Genomic DNA, 23,245 nt, shown 5'->3' with positions numbered 1-23,245 from the left:
GCATGGCGAACTCAGCAAGCACAGGCGAGAGCACCCGCGAGACTCGCACGGTTGCCATCGACGCGGAGGTGCTGGCAGGCAAGCGGTTCCGGTACCAGGAGGACATGTCGCTGGTGGAGGACATCGACCTGCTAGCGCTCACGCCGGGTCCCGACATCAACTGGCTCGAGGACATCACGCTGCTGGAGGAAGACGGTGTCCCCGCCGTGTTCGACCGCTACTCCAACTCGTTCCTGAAGATCTACTTCGACATCCCCGAGGGCCGTGAAGACGAGATCGCCCGCAAGGTGCTGATGAAGCACCTCACCGAGGGCAACAGCTACGGCATCACGCTGAAAGACATCCACTGCAAGTTCCCGCAGGTGGAGCTGGGACCGTGGGTGGAGAACTCCCGCATCGTCGGCACCGAATGGCGCCCGCCGGTGCTGGAGGGCTGGGAAGCCCCCACAGCTCACTGAGGAAGGTTCTGGTACATGGCACTACCGAGCGGCGCTCGTTACGTCATCATCGGCTCGGGCATCCACGGCCTGTCCACGGCGTGGAACCTGGCCCGCGATCTGCGGTCGTCGGGTCGGGGCTCGGGCGCCGACATCGTGGTGATCGACAAGTCGGGAGTGGGTGCGGGCGCCTCGGGCATTGCCTGCGGCGTCATCCGCAACAACTACTTCCAGCCGGCCATGCGGGAGCTGATGGCGCACTCGGTGGACGTGTGGGACAGCGATCCCGAAGCGTTCTCGTATCACCCCGTGGGCTACATGCAGATCAGCCACGAGGCGATGCGCGCCGATGTGGCGTCGATCCATGCCCAGCAGCAGGCCATCGGCTACTCGTCCACGTTCGTCGAAGGCGCCGCTGCCTCTGACAGCTACATGAAGGGCATCTTCGACGACTGGCAGGCCCAGGGCATCACCAGCGTGCTGCACGAGCACCGCGGCGGGTATGCCAACAACATGGCCTCGCTGAAAGGTCTGCTGGGCAAGGCTGAAGCCGAAGAGGTCAACGTGGTCGGCGGCGTGACCGTCACCGGGTTCGACCGGGACGCATCGGGGGCAGTCACCACGGTGCTCACCGATCAGGGCCCGGTGCGCTGTGAGCACGTGGTGGTGGCCGTGGGGCCGTGGGTGCAGAAGATCTGGGCGATGCTCAACCTGCCCACCACCACCGACATCGCGGGCAGCGACGGTGAGCTGCACAACGTGCCCACGTGGACCTACATGTGCCTGCAGGAGGGCACGCTGACGGTCGATCCCGGCTACCTCACCGACAACGAGGGCAACATGCCGCCGGTGGTGCACGTCGACACCGACGCCCCGCTGTACGACACCGACGGCCTGGTCACCGAAGGCCCGTGGGGCATCTACTACAAGCCCGACTTCAACTTCGGCGGTGTGCAGGGCGGCTACATGCCCTACGTGGTCGACAAGCCGTCCGACCAAGTGGCGGTCGACCCCTACGGGCCTGACTCGCCCGACTTCGTGGTGGGCGGCGACTTCTACCGCACCTGGACAGCGGCGCTGGCGCACTGCCACAAGCGTTTCGAGGGCAAGAACCACCTCATCAGCGACGAGCCCTCAGGCGGCATCGGCAGCTTCTCGCCCGACAACTTCCCGGTGTTCGACACCTTCTGCGACAACGCCTTCTTCATCGCCGATTCGAATCACGGCTACAAGATGATCGGCGTGGGCGCACTGGTTGCCAAGGAGCTGCTCGGCGAGCCTCAGGCGCTGCTGGAGCCGTTTCGCTACTCGCGCTACGCCGAAGGCCGGCTCCACCCGGTGAGCAACTCGCCTTACCCCTGGAGCTAACTGTTCTCTGCGAGCGCCGAGGCTTCGCCGGCGCTCGCCCCAGAAGGCTGTTAGGCGCGGGCGCTGGGGCCGTAGGACAGGTGCATCAAGTCGCCCTCGGCGAAGCGTGAGGGTCGCAGCGCGCTGATGTCGATGGGGGGCGCGTCGCCGACCTGATCGACGCCGAGTACGCGTGCGGCCACGATCTCGCCGAGGGCCGGCGACAGCTTGAGCCCGTGGCCCGAGAGTCCGACGGCGAGGTACAGGCCTTCCACCGGGGCTATCTCCGAGGCCCAGCCCAGGATGGGGTGGTAGTCGGGCGCGACGTCGTAGGCCCCGGCCGTGGTGCTCACGGTGGATGCGATGGTCAGGCTCGGGAGCCGTTCGGAAATGGCGGCCCGCAGTCGCACGTCGTGAGCTGCGTGGTCAGCTCCGGATGCATCAGCGAGCGGATCGTCGACTACAGGCATCTGCCGCGGGTAGGCCACCGCCACGATGTGACGACCCATGTCAGGTCGGATTACGAGGTTGGAGTTGCCATCGGTGATGCAGGTTCCCAGTGCCCGTGCCCCGGCGTGCTGTTCGAGCACTGCCATTTCCAGCCGTCGCCGCTCGATGGGCACCTCCACACCCAGCGGATCCAGCAGGTCGCGTGCCCATGCCCCGGTAGCGGCAACGACAGTTGGGGCGCGGATCTCGCCGCCGGCGGTGTTCACGCCGGAGACTGCCCCGCCCGAGGTCATGACCTCCTCGACGTTGACCGGGGCGAGCACATGGGCCCCTGCGGCGCTCGCTGCGGTGAGCCAGCTCAGCACCATCTTCGTGACGTCGATGTAGCCGCCCTCGGGCTCGTAGGCACCGCCGGCGAGGCCGTCGGCATTCACCAGCGGCTCGATCTCGGTGATCTGGCTGCCCACCACGAAGCTGGTGTCCACGCCGAGGCTGCGGCCGAGCTCGATGTTGTGGCGCAGGCCGTCGAGCTGGTCCTCAACGACAAGCAGCATGTAGCCGAAGCGCGAGTAGCCGGGATCGCCGAAGCCCACCACCGAATCCCAGTTCTGGATGCAGTGGAAGCCGCGCTGCGCGATCCGCACCATCAGCTCATTGGAGTAGTGCTGGCGGATCTGGCCGAAGGTACGGCCCGAGATGCCGCCCACCGGCGCCCGGGCATCGATGATGACCACGCGCAGGTCCGAGTGCTGGGCGAGCTGGTAGCCGATGCTGGCACCGGTTACCCCGGCGCCGATGACAATGACGTCGGCTTCGCTGGGCAACGCGGCCATGACGTGCGCCCGGGCTGGGGCTGCGGCCGATCAGCTGGACTCGGCCAGGTACGACGCCAGCGAGTCGTCGAGCGCCTCTTCCCACGACGTGTGATGCACCGGCGCCATCGTGCCGGTCACCGGCGAGGTGTGGCCGTGGTCGCGGTAGCCGATGATCGACGCCTTCTTGTGCTTCTTCCAGTCCTTGAACATCTTGTTGATGAGCTGCGTGTTCGGGTCACCGCAGTCGGTCTGGTCGAGCAGGTCCTGGGTGTAATCGCCCTGGAAGTCGATGGCCTCGTAGTCGTCGGCCACGGCATCCTCGGCGGCCTGGAAGTCGTCGATCCAGCGAGCTTGCTCATCGGCGCTCGGCAGCTCGATGCGACCCAGGATCACGTCACGGGCGTACCAGGCCTGGGCGTCGAACATGTTGAACGTGTACCACTGGTCCTGCATCCCCAGGTAGAGGACGCGGTTCTCGGGCTGGAACACCACGCCCCGGTAGAGCATCGAGCTGGCGAGCCGGTTGGCGGTCACCAGCCGCAGCTCGTCGTCCATGAACGGGAAGTGGTGGAGATAGCCAGTGCACGAGACGATGGCGTCCACTTCGGCGGTGGTGCCGTCGGTGAAGTGCACCGTGCGGCCGTCCACGTGGGTGAGGATCGGCTTCTCATTGATGCCCTCGGGCCAGTCGAAGCCCATCGGCCCGCTGCGTGACGAGCAGATGACCTCCGATGCCCCGTACTTCCACAGCTGCGACGCAATGTCCTCGGCCGAGTAGCTCGACCCAATGACCATCACCACATCGCCCTCGAACTGCACGGCGTCACGGAAGTCATGGGCGTGTATGAGCGTGCCGCCGAACGTTTCATAGCCGGGGTAGTGAGGCATGTTGGGGGTGGAGAAGTGCCCAGTCGACACCACCACCCAGTCGAAGTCCTCGCTGGTGGTGGCGTCGGTGGCGTGATTGTGGGTGGTCACCGTGAAGCCGTCGCCGGAAGCCGAACGGCTCACGCCCCGCACGGCGTGGTTGAACCGGATCTTGTCGCGGATGCCGCTGCGGTTGGCCCGGCCCACGATGTAGTCGTAGAGCACCTCCCGGGGCGGGAATGACGCCACCGGCTTGCCGAAGTGCTCTTCGAAGCCGTAGTCGGCGAACTCCAGGCACTCCTTGGGGCCGTTGGACCACAGGTAGCGGTACATGGAGCCGTGGCAGGGCTCGCCGTGCTCATCGAGGCCCGTGCGCCATGTGTAATTCCACAGACCGCCCCAGTCGTCCTGCTTCTCGAAGCAGACAAGTTCGACGTCTGCGGCCTCTGCCGAGCTGTCGCTGGCGAACGCATGCAGCTGCGACAGTCCGCACGGTCCTGCACCGATGATGGCTACCCGTGTCATGTCGGAATCCCCCATGTGGTTAGACGTTTATGCAATGAGAGTAGAACGTCGCCCAGTCTTGCACTTGCGTGCACTGGCGCGGGACGCAGCTAGGCGCGGACTCGGGATTTGTCCGGGTCGTAGAAGGGGTAGCGCACTACCTCGGCGGCTATTCGCTTCTCGTGTCCGTCCAGCTTGCCCACCTCGACGGCCGTGCCGATCTCGTTGTAGGGCAGCGTCATGCGGCACAGGGCGATGTTCTTGCGCAGGATGGGCGAGATGGTGCCGCTGGTGATCTCGCCGACGTGATTGCGCCCCACGTACACGCCGTCGCCCAGCGCCCCCGGCTCACCCCCGTCGAGCTCCAGCCCCACCAGCCTCCGCTGGGGGTTGTCGCGCCGGTCGAACAGCGCATCGCGTCCGATGAAGTCGTCTTCCTTGGTCTTGAGTGGCACGGTGAAGCCGATCCCCGCCTCGTAGGGATCGGTCTGGTCGCAGAACTCGTGGCCGGCGAACACCAGCCCGGCCTCGATGCGCAGCATGTCGAGCGCGTTCAGGCCCATGGGCACGAGCCCGTGGGGTGTGCCCGCGTCGAAGATGGCGTCCCACACGGCCGGGGCGTCGGAGGGGTGGCAGAACACCTCGAAGCCGAGCTCGCCGGTGTAGCCGGTGCGTGATACCACGATCGGGATGCCGTCGTAGTCGCCAATGCGGGCGATCGCGAACCGGAACCAACCCAGCTCGGAAACCGTCGGCTGGTCGGGGCGCGTCCAGATGACCTCGTCGAGGATGCGGCGGCTGTGAGGTCCCTGCACCTGCAGGTTGTGGAGCTGCTCGGTGGAGTTGCGCACCCAGACATTCAGACCGAGCCGCTCGGCCTGCTCGCGCAGCCAGACGCCGCTGTAGCCGAGCTGGCCGCCGATCCAGCGGAAGTTCTCGCGCCCGATCCGGAAGACGGTGCCGTCGTCGATCATGCCGCCGGTGGGATGGCACATGGCGGTGTACACGACCTGCCCGTCAGCCAGCTTGCGGACGTTGCGGGTGACACAGGTCTGCATCAGCAGCTCGGCGTCGGGCCCGGTCACCTCGTACTTGCGCAGCGGCGACAGGTCGATAGCGGCTGCGGCCTGCCGGCACGCCCAGTACTCCTCGACGGCGCCATGGGCCGTGAAGTGGTCGGCGAGCCAGTACCCGCAGTACTCGCTGAAGCTGCGCGTCAGCGCAGCGGTGCGGGAGTGGAATCCGGTCTCTTTGGTGAGCTGGGCTTCGGAGTCCGCGGTCATTCTGATGGCCGTCGCTTTCTTGAACATGTTCGCTGCGGGATAGACCCTGACGGCGATGTCGGTGGGGTTCCAGCCGTTGGCAGCGTCGACATCGCACGGGCAGGCAGTGCTGACGCACACCAGGTCTTCCAGCGCCCGCAGCAGCACGTAGTCGCCGGGGCGTGACCACGGCTCGTCAAGGTAGATCTGATTCGCGTCGTCCACCTGCGTGTTGTAGAAGAAGTTGATCGCCTCCCAGCCCCTCCGTGCGGCGACGCCGTAGGACTCGAGCTCACCGTTGATGTTGTCGGTGCAGTTGATGTGGCCCGGATAGCCCATCTCCTCGTAGTAGCGGGCGTTGCAGGCGGTGTTGAAGGTGTCGTGGCGGCCCACCGTGTCCTGCACTACCTCCACGAGCGGCTGCATCTTGGCGTTGAAGAACTTGGAGTACAGGCCCGGCATCGGGTAACTCGCGCCCATGAGCGACCGGGTGATGGTGGCATCGAGGCAGAGGTCTTCGCCCGCTTCAAGATCCGCCACGGCGAAGCACTGGAAGTCTGAGCACTGCCGTCCCTCCATGTCCACCACCTGGAACCAGTCGCCCTTCGACACCTGGTAGGCGCGTGCCGTGCTGGCCAGCACGATGAAGTCCTGGCTGGGGTCGGCCAGCGGCGTCGGCAGCAACGGCTCGGTGTCGTTGCCGGCAGGGTCACGGCGATGGATGTAGGCGATGAGATCGGTGGGCGGAGCACCCTCGTGCGCTGACATGGGGCCACCGGGTGCCGCGACCACGCAGGCGACATCGTCGAGCGCGGTCACCCGAGCCGTGACGTTCGCCGGCGTGTCACCGTCGAGCAGCCTCAGCGGAGTCGCTGCCTGCACGGCGCGCATGTCGACGCCGACGCGCTCGAGACCGGCCCGTACTCGGCGGGCGTCGGTCAGCGCTGCCGAGAGGATGCCGACAGCCGCCGGGTCGGTTGGGGCGGACGCTGCAGCGCTGCCATTGATTACCTCGAGCAGGCCCGGATCCGACTGCCCGTCGGCATCGAAAGCGACCAGCTCGCATGGCTGGCAGCCTTCGGGGTCGACGATCTCCAATTCATCGCCGGCGGCGAGCGCGAGCACCGTCGCTCCGCCCCCCGTCACCCGGTAGCGCTCTACTCCCGGCCCAAGCAGCATCAGGCCCGGCACCACGACCTCGGCTTGGACTGCGGCCACAGACGTCATCGAGACGTCATCTCCGCCGGCCGAGCGGCCCCGAGAATCCGCGTCTCGGCGGCTCATCAGTGTCACCGCCGCCGGCGGCACCCGAGACGTCGGCGAACATCTCCCACACCAGCAGCACAACGGCCGTTGCGGAGGCGACAACAGCGATCCATACGCCGATGCCCGGATCGGGCGGTTGGCCGGGCGGGCCGATCCCGGACGGATCAAAGATCTCTCGTGCCGCGATGGCACCTGCGAAACCGGCACCGATCCACGCAGGACGCCATGCGATCCGTATCAGCCCGATCGTCACCGCGCAGGCCAAGATGAGCAGCCGGCCTTCGCCGATGCTGATGCCGAGCACCGTCTGGTTGCCGCTGAGACCGGCGTTGAGGTGCCACGGCAGCAGCATCGCTGCGCCCGCCGCCACCAAGCACGCCTGAGCGATCAGCTTGCGAGAAGTGTTCACGGCGCCAATCTTTGCATCGCGTGACGACCGGTCAGTCCGGTGCCTGCTGGCACGTGAGCCAGCAGGCACCGTGACCTGCTTACGCCGCGAGGCTTGCCGGTGCGCAGGCCCAAGAAGCGCTGACTGCTCAGGCCAGGCCGGAAATCAGCGAAATGTGCCGCCGCCGACCGCCTGCACGGCGATGATGACAAAGACGATGCAGGCGACGCAGAAGACCACGACGGCCCTCTCAACGTTCTTGTTGTGTCCCTGCAAGCCCTGGAACTCGATTTGCTTTCTGCGAGCCATGTCAGTCCTAACGAGTGAGCTCTACGAGCTAGTTGTACTTCTCAGCGAGCCGGTCGGCCGCGTGGTTGAGCAGCGCGTCTTCGCGGACAGTCACCATCACTGCGGAAATCACCGAGATGGCGATGCCGAGGAGGGCGAGGACGACCATCGTCCCGTTGGTGCCCGCGGGCGCGCCCCATGTCGAATAGCCCCCAGCCGCTTCCACGGCTTCATTGAAGCTTTCGTAGGGAAAAGTGTTCATGTGGTTCTCCTAGACCGATTGTGAGCGGGGTGCTCAGCGTTCTGTGTGCTGTCGCTGGTGTCGTTCAGACGGGCCCGCTGCTTCTTCGCCCACAGTCCTGCTGCACCTACCACGAGGTACATCAGCACGAGAGCGCCGATGAACTGGAGCCATCCGCCCGACACCGTGAGCTAACGGTTGTCCCGGTAGGCGCCCTGCAGGACCCCTGCAGCGGGCTCTTCGGAACCGTCGGCGTGGACAATGGGCTCGTCCGCGCGGCCGAATTCGGGGAAGAAGTCCGTCTCGAACTCGGCCATGTCGAGGCCTTCGAGCTCCACTTCTGGCGGCACCCGCAGCAGGTTCAGCTTCTTGAGTATCCACGAAGCGATGTAGCCCGTGAAGAACGCCAAGGCGATGAGCGCTGCGGCACCGACGAGCTGGCCCAAGAACGAAGTCTTGACATCCACCACGCCGCTCGCGGGGAATCCGCCGGCGAAGATGCCCAGGAGCAGCACGCCCCAGAAGCCCATCACGCCGTGAACACTGACCGCCCCGACAGCATCGTCGATGCGAGCTTTCTGCTCGATCCAGTTGCCTGCCGCATACGCGAGCCCCGCCGAGAAAAAGGCCAGGACGAACGTCAGCGACGGGCTGTAGATGTCGGCACCAGCCGATACGGCCACCACGCCGGCCAGGCCGCCTGACAGCGTCCAGAACGGGTCGCCCTTGGCGAAGATGTAGCCGCCGGCGAAGCCGCCCGCGAATGCCATGGTGATGGTGAACGTGATCGCCGACAGCGTGGCCGGGACGAAGTAGATGTTGACGTAGCCGCCGGTGGTGTCGGCCTGGATGTACAGGCATGCGGCGTAGAAGGCGTAGAACCCGGTGAAGATGATCATGAGCCCCATCAACGTGAGATGCAGGTTGTGGGGCTTGAACGCTCGCGTTCCGCCGTTGGCGTCGTATCTGCCGATTCTCGGGCCGAGGTTGAACAGCACGCCCAAGGCGAAGATGCCGGCGATGCCGTGCACCACGCCCGACGCGGCAAAGTCGTGGTAGCCGAAGTGGATGACCAGCCAGCCTCCGTAGCTCCAGCCCCACGCAGCAGCGATCACCCAGACGATGCCGCCCATCAGGGCCGTCAGCCAGAGATAGGCCGAGATCCGGATTCGCTCCAGCACCGAGCCCGACATGATCGAGCCCGTCGTCCACGAGAAGAGCACGAACGCCGCCCAGAAGACTCCCGTGAGGTTGTCTCCGATGTTGGGACTCATGCTGGCGTCCCACGGCACGACGTAACCCTCGCCGCAGGAGTAGGCCGCTTCGCCGGCGTTGCCGTTGCCGTCGGCCGTCCCTGTGAACTTCAGGCCCTCCTGCATGCAGAAGTACACCCAGAAGCCGACGTAATAGAACGTCGGCGTCACCACGGCGATGGTCATGATGTTCTTCATTGCCGTCGACATGATGTTCTTGCGACGGCTGACGCCGGCCTCATAGGTCATGAAGCCGACGTGCAATAGCCACATGATCGCGACGGTGAAGTAGTAGTAGGCCTCGGTCAGAATCCCGTCCGTGGCCACGGCAGCAATGTCCATTGCGCCTCCCCCTGTTCTCGTTCTGCGCTCAAGTCCCCATGATCCGAGCGGCAGACCAGTTCGGGAAACCGTAACATGTTTGCAATCTCGCGCCCGACACCTGCCGCCAGGCGGGTGGATGTTGAACCTTGCGGGTGATCTGTGCCCCTCAACCGCTGTCGGGTTCGACGAACTCGAATTCGACGACGGCGCCGGTGCCGGCATCGACGACAATCGCAGCCTGCCGCAGGAAGTCGTTGCGGCCGCCAGCGGGATCGGTGAGGGTGAACACGACCGCCCACGCCGGCCGTGGCGGGAAGCCCCGCCGGATCAGGCGCACTTCTGAGCGGTCGGGCTCGAAGCCTTCTGGCGTCACGTCGAGCGCAGCTCGTGCCGCAGCGACAGCGGCTTCCTCCTCGACCTCGACGCCCGAGCAACCGTCGAAGAAGATCAGAATGATCGCCAGCAGCACGCCGGTTCCGATCAGCACCCACTTGCGATTTCCCATCATGATTCTCTTTCACGGCGTGGAACGAGCCGCAGCACGATGTAGCCCACCACATGAGTCAGCGCCGCGAACGACACCCACCACAGCAGCACCTTGAGCCGGTAGCCCCGTTCGCGGCACTCCCAGAGCGTCAGCGCGACGGCCCCGGCGAGCAGCAGCCACAGCATCACGCTTTGCGCGATGCCCTGGCGCTGGGTGAGGAATTCGATCAGGAGCAGGAAACCCATAAGCGTCACCCTCCCGCCGCGGTGCGCGACTCGCTGGCGGGGTACACCTTGATGGAGATGAACCGCACCGGCAACTCGACGAGTTCGACCGGGCCGTGGGCTACCTCGCCGTGGATCTGCATGGTGTCGCCGGTGTTGAGCAGGTAGGCCTTTCCCCCGTAGCCGTAGTAGAGCGACCCGTCCAGCACGTGGAGGAATTCGACGCCGGGGTGCTGGTAGAGGGGGAACTCGCCGCCCCGCTCGGTGATGGTGGTGATCATCGGCTCGATGACCCGGTTGGCGCCGCGCAGTGTCCCGAGATCCTGGTAGAGCCGGTCGGGCCCGCCGCGGTCGTGGTGGATCTGGTGACCCTCGCCCGCACGCACGATCACCAGGTCGTGCTCCTCGTCAAGGCCGCGGAACAATGCGGTGACCGGCACCTTGGCGGTCGCGGCCAGCCGCGCAAGCGTCGAGAGGCTGGGCGCGCTCTGGCCGTGCTCGATCTTCGACAGCATCCCCAGCGAGATGCCGGCATCGTCGGCGAACGCCGACATGGTCATGTTGAGCGCTTGGCGGAGTTCGCGGACCCGGCTGCCCACCACCCGGCACAGTTCCGCGGTGGTGAGCGGCGAGTCCATTGCCGCCGCTGAGAGCTCCAAGGAGTCGATCTGGCGGATATCGGGGGTTGCCCCAGAATCTGCGTCCCTCTCCGGGTTCTCCTCCCTGCCGCTCGTCATCGCCCCGATAGTGCCAGATGGCAGCCGCGAGCCGGGACTGAGCATTGCATTGCCCTCGCCGGCGGAAAGCGCTGCGTGGCTCAGAGCGCCGCGGCGGCGAAGGCGCGCAGCTCGCGTTCTACATCGCCCATCGGCTGGAACGCGACTTCGGTGATGCCTGCGGCGGCGAGGCGTTCCATGCGCTCGGGCACCTCGCCGGCATGGCAGACGAACGGGGCAATGCGCAGCGATTCGGGGGTGAGCACCTGCCGGTCGATCGGGTTGAGCTCGGTGAGATGGCCTTCGTGGAGCGAGAGGTGGAGGGTGTCGGGGTCCATGGGGCCGGTGATCTCGCTGAAGCGTTCGGCGTTGGGCAGCGTGCTGAGCCGGGCGTCGCGCTGCTCGAGGAAGGCGTGGTACGCCACGCTCACACCCGGTCCGGCGGTGTCCATGACGCGCTCAGACTCGATCGTCTCGTCGTCGTTCATGATGGTTCCGAAGCCGAGGAGAATCACGTCGTCGATCCCGGCGTAGTCGGCGTCGGGGCGGGGCCGTGAGGTGAACACCCCGCAGCCCATCTGGGCAGCTGCGGCGAGGCCCCGAGGGCCGTTCACGCCCAGGATCCATGGCACCTCGATGGGCCGCTCCACCGCTTGGCCCGGCCAATGCAGCATGCGTGCCGCCCTGCCGTTGACCTCGACGGTCTCGCCCCGAAGCAGTGCCTGGGTATCTGCGACCATGCCGGGGAACTCGGCCCAGCGCAGCGGCTTCTGGCCCATGGCCCGGCGGCCGGTGAATCCGGTGCCAGCACCGATGATGACTCGTTCAGGCCCGATGAGCCCGACCAGCGTGGCGATGGCCGCAGCCGTGGTCATCGGGTGGCGCAGCGACGGAATCAGCACGCCAGGACCCAGGCGGATGCGCTCTGTGCGCACGCCGGCGAGTGCGAGCGTCATCCACACGTCGAGCTGCAGTGCCGGGGTGTCGTACACCCAGGCGGTCTCGTAGCCGAGCTCTTCGGCCAGCACGATGTGGTCTGGCGTCTCGGGAACGGGCGGGAACGCAGCAGAGATCTTCATGGCGGCAGTCTCGCGAACCGCGCTCGGTGCCACAGGACTGCCGGTTCTGACGTGCTGCGGCTCGTTGCGCGAGGCCCGGGCCGGGTCGGCGGCCCCGGCCGCCGGGCTCGTATGTGCGAAGCTGCGCGCATGGAGATCTCCAAGGCATTGGACTATGTGCGCAGCAACGACCGCGCTGTGCTGGCCACCAAGGCACGCGACGGGACGCCGCAGCTGTCGCCGGTGACGTTGGCCGTGGTCGATGACACGGTGGTGATGAGCACCCGGGACACGGCGTTCAAGGTCAAGAACCTGCATCGCGACCCGCAGTCGTGGCTGTGCGTGTTCCCCGAGAAATGGCTGGGCCGCTGGGTCCAGCTCGAGTGCCAGGCAGAGATCGTTTCCGGCGAGGCCGCGCTGGGCCCGCTGGTGGAGTACTACCGCGCGCTGCAGGGCGAGCACCCCGACTGGGACGACTACCGCCGCGCGATGGTGGAGGACAAGCGCTGCCTCGTTCGCTTTCACATCACCAAGGCTGGCCCCGACCAGCACGGCTGATCCGCTGGGCTGTGTGCTGCATTGGCTCAGCAACAGCCGTGCGTGGCGTGAGGGCGCTGCGCCCGGCGGGCTTGGCCGGTGCGGCAGGTCAGATGTAGTCGTCGTCATCCCAGGCGTCGGACGCCCATGAGTCCGAGCGGTGCCTGCGCCGCGGCCGCCGACTGTTCTCGTCGTCGCCCCAGCCGTTGTCCCAGTCGGCATCGTCGTCGTCATCATCGTCGGTGTCGTCCCACCAAGCGGCGCGACGGGTCCAGTGCCTGCGTGGCCGTGAGCGCGGACGATCGTCCCAGTCGTCGTCCCAATGCTCCTCGATCTCGTCCCCTTCGTCGTCCGCGTCCCAGTCTTCTGAGTCCAGCTCGTCCGGGTCCCAGTCGTCATCGAGGTCGCGGTGGCCGCGTACACGTCGAGGCCGAGGGCTGCGGCGAGGCGAACGGCGTGCGGATTCGGCCCCGGAACGTCCGCGGCGTCGCTCGTCGAGCCCCCTGCGGATTGCCAAGGCGATGACTGCGACGATGAACAGCGGCCCTGCCCAGCTGGCACCGACGGTGACCCACATAAAGCTCCACACCACCAACGCGATCAGGAATACCTGGCTCGTCAGGAGCCGGATCAGGATCACGCCGACGGTCCACCACGCCGGTCGGCGAGGCTTCGAGCCGGCCGCGTCATTCCGGCGAGGCCGCTCGTCGGGCTCAGTACCAGCCATAAGCTGCGTGAGGCCGCTGTGACCACCCGACCTGGCCGATGTGACGCATGTCGGCGCCGAGGCGGGCCATCTGCTCGGCGTAGAGCTCGGTGCCGACGTTGTGCCACATGCCGTGACCGGCGAACACCCACTCGACTCGGAGCTGCGAGAGCCGATCCATCGAGTCGGCCAGTACATCCCAGGATTGGAAGGTCTGCTCCGGGAAGAGGTCGAGTTCGTTGCGACGCTGGTTCCATTGCAGCGTGTCGCCGGTGAACAGCCAGCGGCCGTCCACATGGAACACCACCGATCCCTCGGTGTGACCGAGCGCCCAGACGCCGGGCGTCAGCTGGTGGGGAAACGATGGGTCAGGCGGTCGGCGGATCTCCATGTTGCCGATCGACTGCGTCGGACAGGCCTCTGCGGCCCTCCACAGCGCAGCAGTTTCTTCAGGGCCGTCGGGTTGGCGGGCCAGGTAGGAGCGCCCGTCACGGTCCATCTCGATGAGCCCCGGCGCCCAGTGCCGGGCCACATCGCAACGGATGCAGCGGGTGTCGACGAACCAAGGCCCCTCGACGTTCTCGGGATGCGCGGAGTCAAGACGCGCCATCGCCTGCACCCCCTCATGCGGTTCTCCCAGATGGTAAGCGCCGCTGCCGCCCGAGCAAGGGCCGAGCGTCTGGGAGGCCTACTACAGTTTTGAGCCCAACACCGCGCCCGATACACAAGATTCCCGAGTGTCACTGCCGGGTTTGGCCTATTCGCCGGTCCAGTGCGTCGCTTCGGCGGAGAAGGGCTCCGCTGCGGGGATCGCGATGATCTGCTCGCCGATCTGGTACCGCAGATCGCCGGGGTAGATGACACAGAGCATGTCGAGCGACAGATCGCGCAGTGCTGCGGTCATGGACGGCGTGCGGCGGGGGGCGTCGACCCGCTTGATCTCCACGCCGATCCTGCGGCCACTGGCAAAGAGCAGCAGATCGAGTTCCGCGCCCGCGTGGGTTGCCCAGAAGTACGCCTGGTCGGGACGCGCCTCGGCGAGGGTCTTCTCGAGGATGAAGCCCTCCCAGGACGCACCGAGCCGGGGATCGGTGAGCAGTTCGTCCATAGTGCCTGCCCCGATCAGGTGGTGGAACAGTCCCGAATCGCGGAAGTAGAGCTTGGGGCGCTTGACCTGTCGTTTGCGGAGGTTCTCGTGCCACGGGCGAAGCTGGCGGACGAGGAAGAGGTGCTCCATCAGGTCGAGATAGCGCCGCACGGTGGTCTCGCTGATGCTCAGGGTGGTCGCGAGCGCGCGGACGTTGACAATCTGGCCGTGGTAGTGAGCCAGCATGAGCATCAGGCGATGGATCGTCGGCACTGCGATCCCCGCCCCGAACTGCGGCAGGTCGCGCTCGACGAATGTCTGCACGTATGACTTGCGCCAGATCAGGCTGTCGCTGGCGCTGGCGGCAAGCAGCGAACGCGGAAACCCGCCGCGCAGCCACAGCGTCTCCATGCGCTCAGCGCCCAGCTCGCTTGCCTGCAAGCCGGTGAGCTCGATGTACTCGATGCGACCGGCCAGCGACTCTGCGCTCTGACGGAGCAATTCAGGGCCGGCGCTGCCAAGCACCAAGAACCTCGCCGGAGTGCCCTCGCGGTCAGCGAGCACGCGCAGCACCCCGAACAGGTCTGGCCGGCGCTGCACTTCGTCGATGACGACCAGGCCCGACAGCGGCCCGAGCGCGGTCATGGGCTCATCCAGCCGGGCGAGGCTGAGAGGGTCCTCGAGATCGAAGTAGTTCGGCGAGCTGGCCGCGACGAACTGGCGCGCGAGCGTCGTCTTGCCGCACTGCCGGGCCCCGATGAGTCCCACGACCGGGCTCCGCCCGAGGGCAGCCTCGATGAGCAGCGCAGCATCGCGAGGGACCAGCTCAGAACCCATACCTTGAAATTACACAGTTCGCTGCTGTTTTTTCAATAATCGAGCACGAACAGACATCAACTGCGCATGTCACGGCGACGACGGGCTGAGTCCTCGCCAAACCCGACAGTGACACGCGCAGCATCTCTGACACATGTCCCTGTCAGAGGCCACACGACACCCGACCCCTTCCAGTCCCAGCAGGACCGGCTCGACATGCTTGTCGAGATGCAGGAGTCGTTCGGTTTCCCGATGCTTGATGTCGAGATCGCCCAGACCCGGTCGGAGCGCGATGCCGCATGCACCCCCTTGCGGCTCTCGCAGATGGTAAGTCCCGCCCGCGCCAATCGAGCGCGTCCACCGATCCAGCCCACAACGGCTAGGTGTATTATTAGTGTATGGCACGCACAAACATTGACATCGACGAGGCTGCGTGCATGCGTGTCATGCAGCGCTATGGACTCAGCAGCAAGCGAGCAGCAGTGAACTTCGCCTTGGAACTCGCCTCCGAGGAACCGATGTCGCTCGAGGAGGCACTTGCCATGCGCGGCACCGGTTGGGACGGCGACCTGGAAGCCATGCGCGGAGGCCGCGTCGAGCACCTGTGACACAGCCCGCTGGCAGTGTCGGCCGACCGGCGGAAGCAGTGCTCATTGAGACGTCGGCATGGGTCGCGTACTTGCGTGGCAGCGACGACGCGATCGCTGACGCAGTCGAGTCTGCGCTCGTCGGCGGCGTGCTCACCTGTGACGCAGTCCGCATGGAAGTGCTGGCAGGTGCCCGTGACGAAGTGCATCTGGCTCGGCTGCGTGCATTGCTCGGTCGTGCGAAGTTGATTCCGACCAATTCGGTCGATTACCAGCGAGCAGCGCTGCTGTACCGAACGTGCCGACGGTCTGGCGCGACGGTGCGCAATACGATCGACTGCCTCATTGCTGCGATCGCCATCAGGAGCGGCGCAGAGGTGCTGCACGCCGACCGCGATTTCACGGCGCTCGCTCAGCACACTCAGCTGCAAGTCCATCCCGCATCTGCGACTTGACTCCGTACCTCGCCGAACACGTAGACGCTCTACTCAATCCTCGACGTCGTCGGGATGCGCGGAGTTGCGGCGCGCGATCGCCTGTATCCCCGTATGGCTGGCAGCGTCCCGGTGAGTGGTGGGGTTTGGGGTAGCTGAGAGGGTCCGCGGTCTGGTGGGCCATCGGCACGATCCTCGGTGAGAGCAATCACTCACTCATCGAGGAGGACATGTCCGATGGCCCTGTCTGATGTTGCCACAGCGCAGTTGACGGAGTCGTTTCGCGCTTGGGGCGGCGCGGATTTCAGTGCATTTCGTGCTTGATGCCGGACTTGGCTTCAAACCCGCAGGTCAGAGGACCAGAGAGCAAGTTGCTGGACACAGCGTTTCCGCAGTTCAGCGCCTATTGGCGCATGCTCTAATGTCTGAAGCATGAAGACCGCGCCTGCAACGCAGTCCACGAAAATTTCGATGGGGACACGGCGGATTTGTCGGCGGCTCGCGAGCGCAGCGTTTGCTGCTGCGATGCTGCTCGTTGTCGCGGTGCCTTCTGCTTCTGCGGAGACCGCTGCTGACGGCGCCCCGGACGGCGCAGTGGTGTGCTCCGGGACCGGGACGTGGCCCGGCTGGGGAGCTTCGACTGCGGCCGTGAAAGGCGGCAGCGGACCGGTCGTGTGGCAAGGCGGCATGTATCACGTTCACTGCTTCGCGGCAGGTTTCGGTGCCGGCGACAGTGGCGATATGTGGCCGCCGACCGGCACGTACGGCGTCATCGACTGCTACAGCGGTGGCTTCGGCGACGGCTGGTGCCACGCGTTCCCGCCTGACGTCGGCTCAGGGGACGGCACCGGCGACGCGAACTCCGACGGCGTGTACGACTACTCGACGCAGCCGGGCGGGTCCGCTCAGGACGTCATCGACTACTGGGGCTGGGACTGTGCCGCTCTCATCGCCCAGTTCGGTGCAGACAACGCTCCTCCCGAATGTGCAGGCGAGTCCAGTGTCCCGACCCATCCCGGCAGCACCGGCGGCTGGCTGACCGGCTCCGGCTGCGTGCAGGCAGGCGTCCGGTCGGTGACGTCGTTCAAGGTGCCCGAGCCGTGGGTGCCGCAGAGCCAATGGCAGACCGTCACCGGCACCACGTCCGAGCCGGTGTGGGTGCAATGCTGGGCAGGCGACAGCTTCGCTTCCGGGCTCGGCACCGACACCGACAAATGGCCGGACCTCGCCAACGGGCAGACCCTTGTCGACTGCTGGAAAGGCGACAACGCACGTTGCGACGTGTGGGTCGGCGGCAGCTGAGGAGGCGCTTGCCATGCGCGGCACCGGTTGGGACGGCGACCTCGAAGCCATGCGTGGAGGCCGCGTCGAGCACCTGTGACGCGGCCCGCTGACAGTGCCGGACGATCGGCGGACACTGTGCTCATTGATGACGTCGGCATGGGTCGCGTTCTTGAGTAGGGGTGATGAAGCGATCGCCGACGCTGTTGCCGCCGTTTGCATCAGCCGCTTGAGCAGGGCCGGCCCCAGCGTTCAAGTGGCGGTGACCTGCCAGTGGACGAGGGTGTAGGGCGGGCTGCCGTTGTCGTGGTCCTCGAAGACGGCCTCGACGTCGCTGCCTATGACGATGTCCTGCATCGGGTCGCCGAGCAGGTTGCCGATCATGCGCAGGTTGTCGGCGTGGGGCAGCTCGACCAGCACCACGATGTACGGGCCGTGCTCGGCCAGCGCCGGATGCACCGGGTGGTGCACGCGCTGCCAGGAGTAGATGCGCGCTGTGGGCTCGACCGTCACCCACTCGACATTGAGCGACTGGCAGGCATGGCACACCCAGTCGGGTCCCCATTGGTGAGTGCCGCAGTCGGCGCAGCGCTGCACTCGCAGCTCGTGCTCGCGGGTGCCCTCCCAGTACGGCGCATCCATCCCGTCGCGCATCGGAGCAGGCTGGGTGAGGCCTTCCGGCAGATACGTGGCCTCGGCGAGCGCACTCATCCGAGCACCTCCGCCGTGCCGTAGATCGCTGTCGAGGCGATCTCGACCATCGGTCCGGCATTCGAGAGCGACACGTTCACGTTCGGCACCTGGTTGGTGGAGTCGCCGCGGACCTGCCGCACCGCCTCGATCTGCATGCCGAGCCCGTGCATGTAGCACTCGGCGAGGTTGCCGCCGCTGGTGTTCAGCGGGATGCTCCCCCCGTCCGCCCGCAGGTTCTCGAACGTCAGCACCTCGTTGGCGTTCTCGTAGGTGCACAGACCGTGCTCGATGAGGCTCATCACCACGGCACCGGTGAAGTTTTCGTAGCTCTGCACCACGTCGACGTCGTCGGGCGTCACGCCGGCCTGCTCGTAGAGGTGCTGCGCCCCGAGCTTGAAGCTGGAGGTCGCGTAGTCGGTCGGGTTGTGGACCCAGGCGCCCGAGCGGTGCCCGCCGCTCTGCTGGGCCGCCAGCACCAGCACCGGTGTGTCGCTGAGATCGGCGGCCCGCTCGGCTGAGGTGACGATCATGGCCGCGCCGCCGTCGTTCTCGAGGCAGCAGTCGTACAGACGGAACGGTTCGGTGATCCAGCGGGACGAGTCGTACGTCTCGGCGTCGAGCGGGCGGCCGTACATGACGGCCCGGGGGTTGTTCTGGGCGTGGTGGTAGGCAGCCAGCGCCACTGCCCGCATGGTGGAGCGATCGATGCCGTGCTCCCACATGAGCCGGGTGGTGCGCATTGCGTACATCTGCGCCGGGCTCATCACGCCGTAGGGGAGCGTGTAGGCGAACTCGCCCCGCACGGCCGGGCGGCGCCCGCCCTGGCCGAAGCGGCCGAACTGGCCCTGGGCAAGACCCCGGTAGGCCACCACGACGTTGGCCGATCCGGCGTGCACGGCACTGGCGGCGTTCTGCACGACGGCTGCGGCACCGCCGCCCCCGCCGCCCCACTGCATGTTCGAGTAGCGCAGTTCTTCGAGGCCGAGGGCATTGGCCAACCGCGCAGGCGTATTGCGGTCGTTGCTGTACGAGCAGAACCCGTCGATCTCGCGTGGGTTGATGCCCGCGTCCTCACACGCGGCCAAGATCGCCTTCACGACCAGCACGAATTCAGGATCGGTCGACTGGCCACGCTTGTAGTAGGTGGTCTCGCCGACACCTGCAACGGCCGTGCGGCCACGCAGGCCGCGATCAGCACCTGAGGCACTCACGGCGCAAACCGTAGCCAAGCCCTGCCCGCCCCCGCCCGGCCCAGTCGCTGCGCCGCTCGGGTCTGCTGCACTCCTCGTCCCGTGGCTGTCGCGGCTCGATGGGCTAGAAACAGGGCCGATGTCCGACGACGAGCTCGCTGATTTCCGCCGCGGTATCGACAAGGTCGATGCGGAACTGGTTCGGCTGCTCGCGGAGCGCTTCCGCATCACTCATGACATCGGCGTCTACAAGGCTGCGAACGACCTGCCGCCGGTTGACCTGCCTCGGCAGCATGAGCAGGTGGACGGCTTGCGCCGGCTTGCCTTGGCCGAGGGACTCGATCCCGACTTCTGCGAGAGGTTCGTGCACTTCGTGATGGACGAGGTGATCCGCAACCACAAACGCATTGCCGAAACGGCCAGCGAGTTCACGATCGAGCAGGAAACCCTCTAGACCGTCGATGCTGCTAGGCGGCTGAGCTGGCAGTTCAGCGAGAGGTGATGACCTCGATGCCAGCATCGGCGAGCTGGGTGCGTGCTGCGGCTTCGGTCTCGGGCGCTACCGAGGCGGAGAGCCCCTCGATCACCGTGGTCGCGTAACCGTTCGCAGCAGCGTCCATCGCGGTGGCACGAACGCAATGGTCGAAGGCGATACCGACCACATCGACTTCGTGTACGCCTGCAGAGCTCAGCAGGTCGTTGAGGGTCCGGCCGTCGCCGTCGACGCCTTCGAAGCCGGAATAGGCGGCGGCGTGCATGCCCTTGCGCACGCGTGCGTCGATGCGATCCGTCACCGGGTCGAGTGCAGGGTGCAGCTCGGCCTCCGCAGTGCCAGCCTCGCCGTGCGGCGGCCACGTGTCAACGAAGTCAGGCTCGTCGCTGAAGTGGTCACCGGGGTCGATGTGCCAGTCCTGGGTGGTCACCACCAGGTCGTAGCCGTGCTCGCCGGCTAGCAGCTCGGCCACCTTGGCGGCGACGTCGTTGCCACCCTCGACAGCCAGCGCGCCGGCCTCGCAGAAAGTGGGTTGCACGTCCACGATGAGCAGTGCTGTGCGCGGCTGCCGGCCTTCAGGATGCTGATCGTGATTATCAGCCATGTCTGCTCTCCTGCGCCGCGACTCGTGCCGCCGGGCGCGGCTCCCGCAGCGCTGTACCGCCAAATCTACCGTCGGCCCGAGTGGGCCCTCGCAGCGCTAAACGCCGAGCAGGAACGAGGCGTTGCCGGCCCAGAACGGCGCTGTGACACCCTCGCTGAGGCCGGCCGCGGTAAAGGAGGCTTGGAACTCCGCAATCGGGTCGCGGCCGCCTTCGGGGTGCGGCCAATCCGACGAGAACAGGTACAGCTCCGGCCCGCTGTTGGCCACCAGCCAGCCCACGTCCTCGAAGTGCCAGGGCGTGAACCGCACCTGGCGACGGATGTAGTCCGAGGGGGCCATGGTCAGCTTGGACAGTTCAGGCTCGTGACGGCCGAATGCCTTGACGCTGTTGTCCAGCGAGCGCAGCAGGTTCGGCACCCAGCCGGCGCCCAGCTCGATCAGCCCGCAGCGCAGTTCGGGGAACTTCTCGAAGATGCCATCGAGCACCATGCAGGCCAGCAGGTTCTCGGCGTCGTGGTACAGGTTCAGGAAGTCCTTGGAGCGCATGTTCTCGCCGCCGCCCACAAAGTCCTTGCCCGGAACACGCCCGTTGTTGTGGTACGTCTTCGGCAGCTGGTTGCCGCCGTTCGGCCCGAGGTGCATCAGCACCGGCACGCTGGCCTCAGACAACAGCGCCCACAGCGGGTCGAAGTCGGGATGCGTGGGGCTCATCTGGGTCGGCACGCCGTGTGGGATCCATGCGGCCTTGCATCCCACCTCGATGGCCTCCCGCGCACTCTCGACGGTGCGTTGCGGGTCTTCCAACGGCACGAACGCCACGCCCAGCAGCCGCGGGTCGACCGAGCAGAAGTCGGCGATGCCGCGGTTGTGCGCCGAGGCGCCGCCGTACGCCAGATCGACATCACCGCGGGCGTGGAACTGCGTGTGTGCGAATGTCGTGAAGACGAGCTGGCTGGCGAAGCCCAGCTGGTCCAGCGCGCCGACCCGCTCGTTGGAATCCATGGAGCCGTAGGCGAAGTAGCCCTTCGGCCCGCCCACCACGTCGGCTGCCAGCTTGGCCGTCTCCTCAGGATCGTCGCGCCGCGCCCAGCATTGCTCCACGAGCTCGAACGTCGCCGCGTCGCCCCCGCCCAACAGGCTCAGGTCCCGGAGCTTGGCGGCCACGGAGCTGTCGGCGTAGCTCGCCAGCCAGTCCACCGGTTCCATCAGATGGCTGTCGGTGTCGTGAATCAACCGCTCGCCTGCATACGTCGTCATGACTCTCCCTTGCTGTCGAGTATCCCGTCCGTCGAGGCGGTCCCAGTCTCGCACCCTGGGCGCATCCGTTCTCAGTGCGGTGCTTGCCCACGGCGGATCGGACCCTGGACGTTGAGCGGCTTGTCGAGCTTGGCGATCTCCTTGCGCTCCAAGGCCCGCGCTTGGCCCTCCGCAGGCTCGCGCGCGATGACCTTGAGCTTGTAGCGGACACCAGCGGCAACAAGCTCGCTGATGCGGGCCGATCCACCTGTCAGGCGTGCATCGCCAGAGAGATGCTCGGCCGCACGAGCCGAGACATTCCTTTCGGTGATGCCGACGTATCCGTGACCGGTATCGAATATGAACCTGTAGACGCTCCAGCGGTGGCTCGCGGGTACGGGGGTGTCGCTCAGGCGCTCAAGCGATCGGTATTCGAGTTCGCGACGGACTTTCTCCTCGCCCAGCGCGAGCAGTTCGGCCTCAGGAGCACTCGCTTTTCTGCGACGGTCGAGCTTGGCCCGAATGCTGGTGAAGCGCTGCCACCGGACCGCCGCCTCGCTGCACGCATCGCAGGGTTGCTCACCGCGCTTTTTGTGACGCTGAAACGCTGCATACGTCCCGCACGGCCGACGCGGCTTGCCATCGAGAGGGACTCGTCGCCGCTCGGACTCGTCTGCCAAGTACCCCTCGCTAGCCATCGCCATTCCCTACGGGTCGCTGGGCGCGGCGACCGCCCAGCCTTCGCTTCGTAGCAACTCGGCCGCCTGGCCCGGGTTGCGGCGCACTGCGGCGCGTAGCTGCTGGGTATGGAACCTGTCGCGCGACGCGTCGAGAGCTATCCGCCAACCGTCGCGCGCCTCGACGAGCCGTTCAAGCACGCAGAATTCGATCAGGTCTTCGAGGCTCGGCCTGAACCTGCGGCCTCCAACGGGCAGGTGGAGGTCCGCTGGGCGACTCTTGGGCCGATCGCACTCGTCGAGCATGTGCTGTAGCCCTGAGGCCTTGCCGTCGATGTGCAGGTGCGCCTCGGGGTACGGATTCGGTGGCTTCCGCACGTAGTCGTAGGTGAGGATGGCCGAGTCGCTGTCGGCGGCCACAAGTGTGTACGTGCTCTTGTCTGTTGTGAGGTGCTGCCCCGACTCGTCGAGCACGAGCGTGTGGTGCAGGCGCAGCCTGAGTTGCGCTGGTGACCTTCCGAGGGTCAGATCAATTGCGCGGCCGTGGAGATCGTCCTTGCTCAGCCGGTAGCCGATCACGGCGCGCCCCGAGGCATCCATCGTCACCGAGAGACGGATGCCGTCAGTCACAGTGCCGTTGAGCGTCGCGGTCAGCTCTCCCGCGAAGGCCTTGGCCTGTTGCTGCAGGTCAGGCGGTTGACGGCTCAAAGGTCGAGACGATGAACCAAGTGCGCCGAGCGAGTTCGCTTGTGAAACACCCTTCCTCTGCTTGCGCTTGGAGTTCTTCCCAAGTGCAGCCAGCCTCGGCGAGGGCGTTGTCAACCGCGACGCGCACTTCGTCGTCGCTCAGCACGATCACCTCGATGTCGTCGTGCTGGGTGTCTGTCTGGCTCATCGTTGTGCCTCGTCGTTGTGCCACAAGTGCGCTAGCCGGCATCGGCTCTTCGGTATTGGCTATGGCTCCTGTTACGCACGTT

Annotated in this window: 28 protein-coding genes; 7 read left to right on the top strand and 21 right to left on the bottom strand. The window is 66.3% G+C overall.

What is annotated here, in order from left to right; translation table 11 throughout:
- The first annotated feature begins 2 nt into the window (after window positions 1-2).
- Together ACOQPE_RS02615 and ACOQPE_RS02610 are read left to right on the top strand one after the other, a co-directional pair.
- A complete protein-coding gene (locus tag ACOQPE_RS02615; RefSeq protein WP_420610370.1) occupies window positions 3-458 on the top strand; it encodes a hypothetical protein in 456 nt (151 codons plus the stop codon).
- A 15-nt stretch (window positions 459-473) separates the two neighbouring features.
- Window positions 474-1,805 (top strand): NAD(P)/FAD-dependent oxidoreductase, encoded by a 1,332-nt coding sequence (locus tag ACOQPE_RS02610; RefSeq protein WP_420610369.1) that lies wholly within the window; start codon window positions 474-476, stop codon window positions 1,803-1,805.
- 50 nt (window positions 1,806-1,855) lie between these two features.
- On the opposite strand, the gene ACOQPE_RS02605 is transcribed toward ACOQPE_RS02610, so the two are convergent.
- The 11 genes from ACOQPE_RS02605 to ACOQPE_RS02555 form a co-directional block, all read right to left on the bottom strand.
- A complete protein-coding gene (locus tag ACOQPE_RS02605; RefSeq protein ID WP_420610368.1) occupies window positions 1,856-3,067 on the bottom strand; it encodes an NAD(P)/FAD-dependent oxidoreductase in 1,212 nt (403 codons plus the stop codon).
- A gap of 30 nt (window positions 3,068-3,097) precedes the next feature.
- The gene (locus tag ACOQPE_RS02600) at window positions 3,098-4,441 is read right to left on the bottom strand and encodes a flavin-containing monooxygenase (RefSeq protein WP_420610367.1); all 1,344 of its coding nucleotides are present in this window, start codon (window positions 4,439-4,441) and stop codon (window positions 3,098-3,100) included.
- Between the two features lie 89 nt (window positions 4,442-4,530).
- Window positions 4,531-6,909, bottom strand: a complete 2,379-nt coding sequence (locus ACOQPE_RS02595; protein ID WP_420610366.1) for a DUF1989 domain-containing protein — start codon at window positions 6,907-6,909, stop codon at window positions 4,531-4,533.
- Between the two features lie 7 nt (window positions 6,910-6,916).
- On the bottom strand, window positions 6,917-7,357 hold the full coding sequence (locus ACOQPE_RS02590; RefSeq protein WP_420610365.1) for a hypothetical protein: 441 nt from the start codon (window positions 7,355-7,357) through the stop codon (window positions 6,917-6,919).
- Window positions 7,358-7,501: 144 nt separating this feature from the next.
- Window positions 7,502-7,645 (bottom strand): hypothetical protein, encoded by a 144-nt coding sequence (locus ACOQPE_RS02585; RefSeq protein WP_420610364.1) that lies wholly within the window; start codon window positions 7,643-7,645, stop codon window positions 7,502-7,504.
- Window positions 7,646-7,673: 28 nt separating this feature from the next.
- Entirely contained in the window at window positions 7,674-7,886 is a 213-nt protein-coding gene (locus ACOQPE_RS02580; RefSeq protein WP_420610363.1) for a hypothetical protein, read from the bottom strand.
- A 170-nt stretch (window positions 7,887-8,056) separates the two neighbouring features.
- Window positions 8,057-9,460: an ammonium transporter gene (locus ACOQPE_RS02575; protein ID WP_420610362.1), complete on the bottom strand. Its 1,404-nt coding sequence runs from the start codon at window positions 9,458-9,460 to the stop codon at window positions 8,057-8,059.
- Between the two features lie 148 nt (window positions 9,461-9,608).
- Entirely contained in the window at window positions 9,609-9,947 is a 339-nt protein-coding gene (locus ACOQPE_RS02570; protein ID WP_420610361.1) for a hypothetical protein, read from the bottom strand.
- Window positions 9,947-10,174, bottom strand: a complete 228-nt coding sequence (locus tag ACOQPE_RS02565) for a hypothetical protein (protein WP_420610360.1) — start codon at window positions 10,172-10,174, stop codon at window positions 9,947-9,949. The genes ACOQPE_RS02570 and ACOQPE_RS02565 overlap by 1 nt, the downstream gene beginning before the upstream one ends.
- Before the next feature lie 5 nt (window positions 10,175-10,179).
- Window positions 10,180-10,890 (bottom strand): helix-turn-helix domain-containing protein, encoded by a 711-nt coding sequence (locus ACOQPE_RS02560; protein ID WP_420610359.1) that lies wholly within the window; start codon window positions 10,888-10,890, stop codon window positions 10,180-10,182.
- An 80-nt stretch (window positions 10,891-10,970) separates the two neighbouring features.
- Window positions 10,971-11,948 (bottom strand): LLM class flavin-dependent oxidoreductase, encoded by a 978-nt coding sequence (locus ACOQPE_RS02555; protein WP_420610358.1) that lies wholly within the window; start codon window positions 11,946-11,948, stop codon window positions 10,971-10,973.
- A 129-nt stretch (window positions 11,949-12,077) separates the two neighbouring features.
- On the opposite strand from ACOQPE_RS02555, the gene ACOQPE_RS02550 reads away from it, so the two are divergent.
- The gene (locus ACOQPE_RS02550; RefSeq protein WP_420610357.1) at window positions 12,078-12,485 is read left to right on the top strand and encodes a PPOX class F420-dependent oxidoreductase; all 408 of its coding nucleotides are present in this window, start codon (window positions 12,078-12,080) and stop codon (window positions 12,483-12,485) included.
- A gap of 88 nt (window positions 12,486-12,573) precedes the next feature.
- On the opposite strand, the gene ACOQPE_RS02545 is transcribed toward ACOQPE_RS02550, so the two are convergent.
- From ACOQPE_RS02545 to ACOQPE_RS02535, 3 genes are all read right to left on the bottom strand, one after another.
- The gene (locus ACOQPE_RS02545; protein WP_420610356.1) at window positions 12,574-13,191 is read right to left on the bottom strand and encodes a hypothetical protein; all 618 of its coding nucleotides are present in this window, start codon (window positions 13,189-13,191) and stop codon (window positions 12,574-12,576) included.
- On the bottom strand, window positions 13,178-13,780 hold the full coding sequence (locus ACOQPE_RS02540) for a 4Fe-4S domain-containing protein (protein ID WP_420610355.1): 603 nt from the start codon (window positions 13,778-13,780) through the stop codon (window positions 13,178-13,180). Before ACOQPE_RS02540 ends, ACOQPE_RS02545 begins: the two co-directional genes overlap by 14 nt.
- A gap of 147 nt (window positions 13,781-13,927) precedes the next feature.
- A complete protein-coding gene (locus ACOQPE_RS02535; protein WP_420610354.1) occupies window positions 13,928-15,094 on the bottom strand; it encodes an ATP-binding protein in 1,167 nt (388 codons plus the stop codon).
- Window positions 15,095-15,471: 377 nt separating this feature from the next.
- Between ACOQPE_RS02535 and ACOQPE_RS02530 the strand changes: the two genes are divergently transcribed.
- From ACOQPE_RS02530 to ACOQPE_RS02520, 3 genes are all read left to right on the top strand, one after another.
- The gene (locus ACOQPE_RS02530; RefSeq protein WP_420610353.1) at window positions 15,472-15,681 is read left to right on the top strand and encodes a type II toxin-antitoxin system VapB family antitoxin; all 210 of its coding nucleotides are present in this window, start codon (window positions 15,472-15,474) and stop codon (window positions 15,679-15,681) included.
- Window positions 15,682-15,719: 38 nt separating this feature from the next.
- Window positions 15,720-16,115: a type II toxin-antitoxin system VapC family toxin gene (gene vapC / locus ACOQPE_RS02525; RefSeq protein WP_420610352.1), complete on the top strand. Its 396-nt coding sequence runs from the start codon at window positions 15,720-15,722 to the stop codon at window positions 16,113-16,115.
- 504 nt (window positions 16,116-16,619) lie between these two features.
- The gene (locus ACOQPE_RS02520; RefSeq protein ID WP_420610351.1) at window positions 16,620-17,396 is read left to right on the top strand and encodes a hypothetical protein; all 777 of its coding nucleotides are present in this window, start codon (window positions 16,620-16,622) and stop codon (window positions 17,394-17,396) included.
- A 231-nt stretch (window positions 17,397-17,627) separates the two neighbouring features.
- On the opposite strand, the gene ACOQPE_RS02515 is transcribed toward ACOQPE_RS02520, so the two are convergent.
- A complete protein-coding gene (locus ACOQPE_RS02515; RefSeq protein ID WP_420610350.1) occupies window positions 17,628-18,086 on the bottom strand; it encodes a Zn-ribbon domain-containing OB-fold protein in 459 nt (152 codons plus the stop codon).
- Window positions 18,083-19,279 (bottom strand): thiolase C-terminal domain-containing protein, encoded by a 1,197-nt coding sequence (locus ACOQPE_RS02510; RefSeq protein ID WP_420610349.1) that lies wholly within the window; start codon window positions 19,277-19,279, stop codon window positions 18,083-18,085. Before ACOQPE_RS02510 ends, ACOQPE_RS02515 begins: the two co-directional genes overlap by 4 nt.
- A gap of 118 nt (window positions 19,280-19,397) precedes the next feature.
- Here ACOQPE_RS02510 and ACOQPE_RS02505 point away from each other — a divergent pair, with 118 nt between their 5' ends.
- A complete protein-coding gene (locus ACOQPE_RS02505; RefSeq protein ID WP_420610348.1) occupies window positions 19,398-19,712 on the top strand; it encodes a chorismate mutase in 315 nt (104 codons plus the stop codon).
- Between the two features lie 34 nt (window positions 19,713-19,746).
- Here ACOQPE_RS02505 and ACOQPE_RS02500 read toward each other — a convergent pair whose 3' ends face one another.
- The 5 genes from ACOQPE_RS02500 to ACOQPE_RS02480 form a co-directional block, all read right to left on the bottom strand.
- A complete protein-coding gene (locus ACOQPE_RS02500; RefSeq protein WP_420610347.1) occupies window positions 19,747-20,355 on the bottom strand; it encodes an isochorismatase family protein in 609 nt (202 codons plus the stop codon).
- Between the two features lie 96 nt (window positions 20,356-20,451).
- Window positions 20,452-21,612, bottom strand: a complete 1,161-nt coding sequence (locus tag ACOQPE_RS02495) for an amidohydrolase family protein (RefSeq protein ID WP_420610346.1) — start codon at window positions 21,610-21,612, stop codon at window positions 20,452-20,454.
- Between the two features lie 71 nt (window positions 21,613-21,683).
- On the bottom strand, window positions 21,684-22,289 hold the full coding sequence (locus ACOQPE_RS02490) for a hypothetical protein (protein ID WP_420610345.1): 606 nt from the start codon (window positions 22,287-22,289) through the stop codon (window positions 21,684-21,686).
- A gap of 9 nt (window positions 22,290-22,298) precedes the next feature.
- Window positions 22,299-22,976 carry a hypothetical protein gene (locus ACOQPE_RS02485; RefSeq protein WP_420610344.1) on the bottom strand — a complete coding sequence of 226 codons (678 nt, stop codon included), beginning with the start codon at window positions 22,974-22,976 and terminating at the stop codon, window positions 22,299-22,301.
- The gene (locus ACOQPE_RS02480) at window positions 22,957-23,163 is read right to left on the bottom strand and encodes a hypothetical protein (RefSeq protein WP_420610343.1); all 207 of its coding nucleotides are present in this window, start codon (window positions 23,161-23,163) and stop codon (window positions 22,957-22,959) included. Before ACOQPE_RS02480 ends, ACOQPE_RS02485 begins: the two co-directional genes overlap by 20 nt.
- Between the last annotated feature and the right edge of the window lie 82 nt (window positions 23,164-23,245).

The organism is Candidatus Poriferisodalis sp., assembly GCF_965219595.1.
Classification (GTDB): Bacteria; Actinomycetota; Acidimicrobiia; order Acidimicrobiales; family Poriferisodalaceae; genus Poriferisodalis.
Note: the sequence above shows the minus strand (reverse complement) of the source record. Positions and strands in the feature narration are given on the sequence as shown.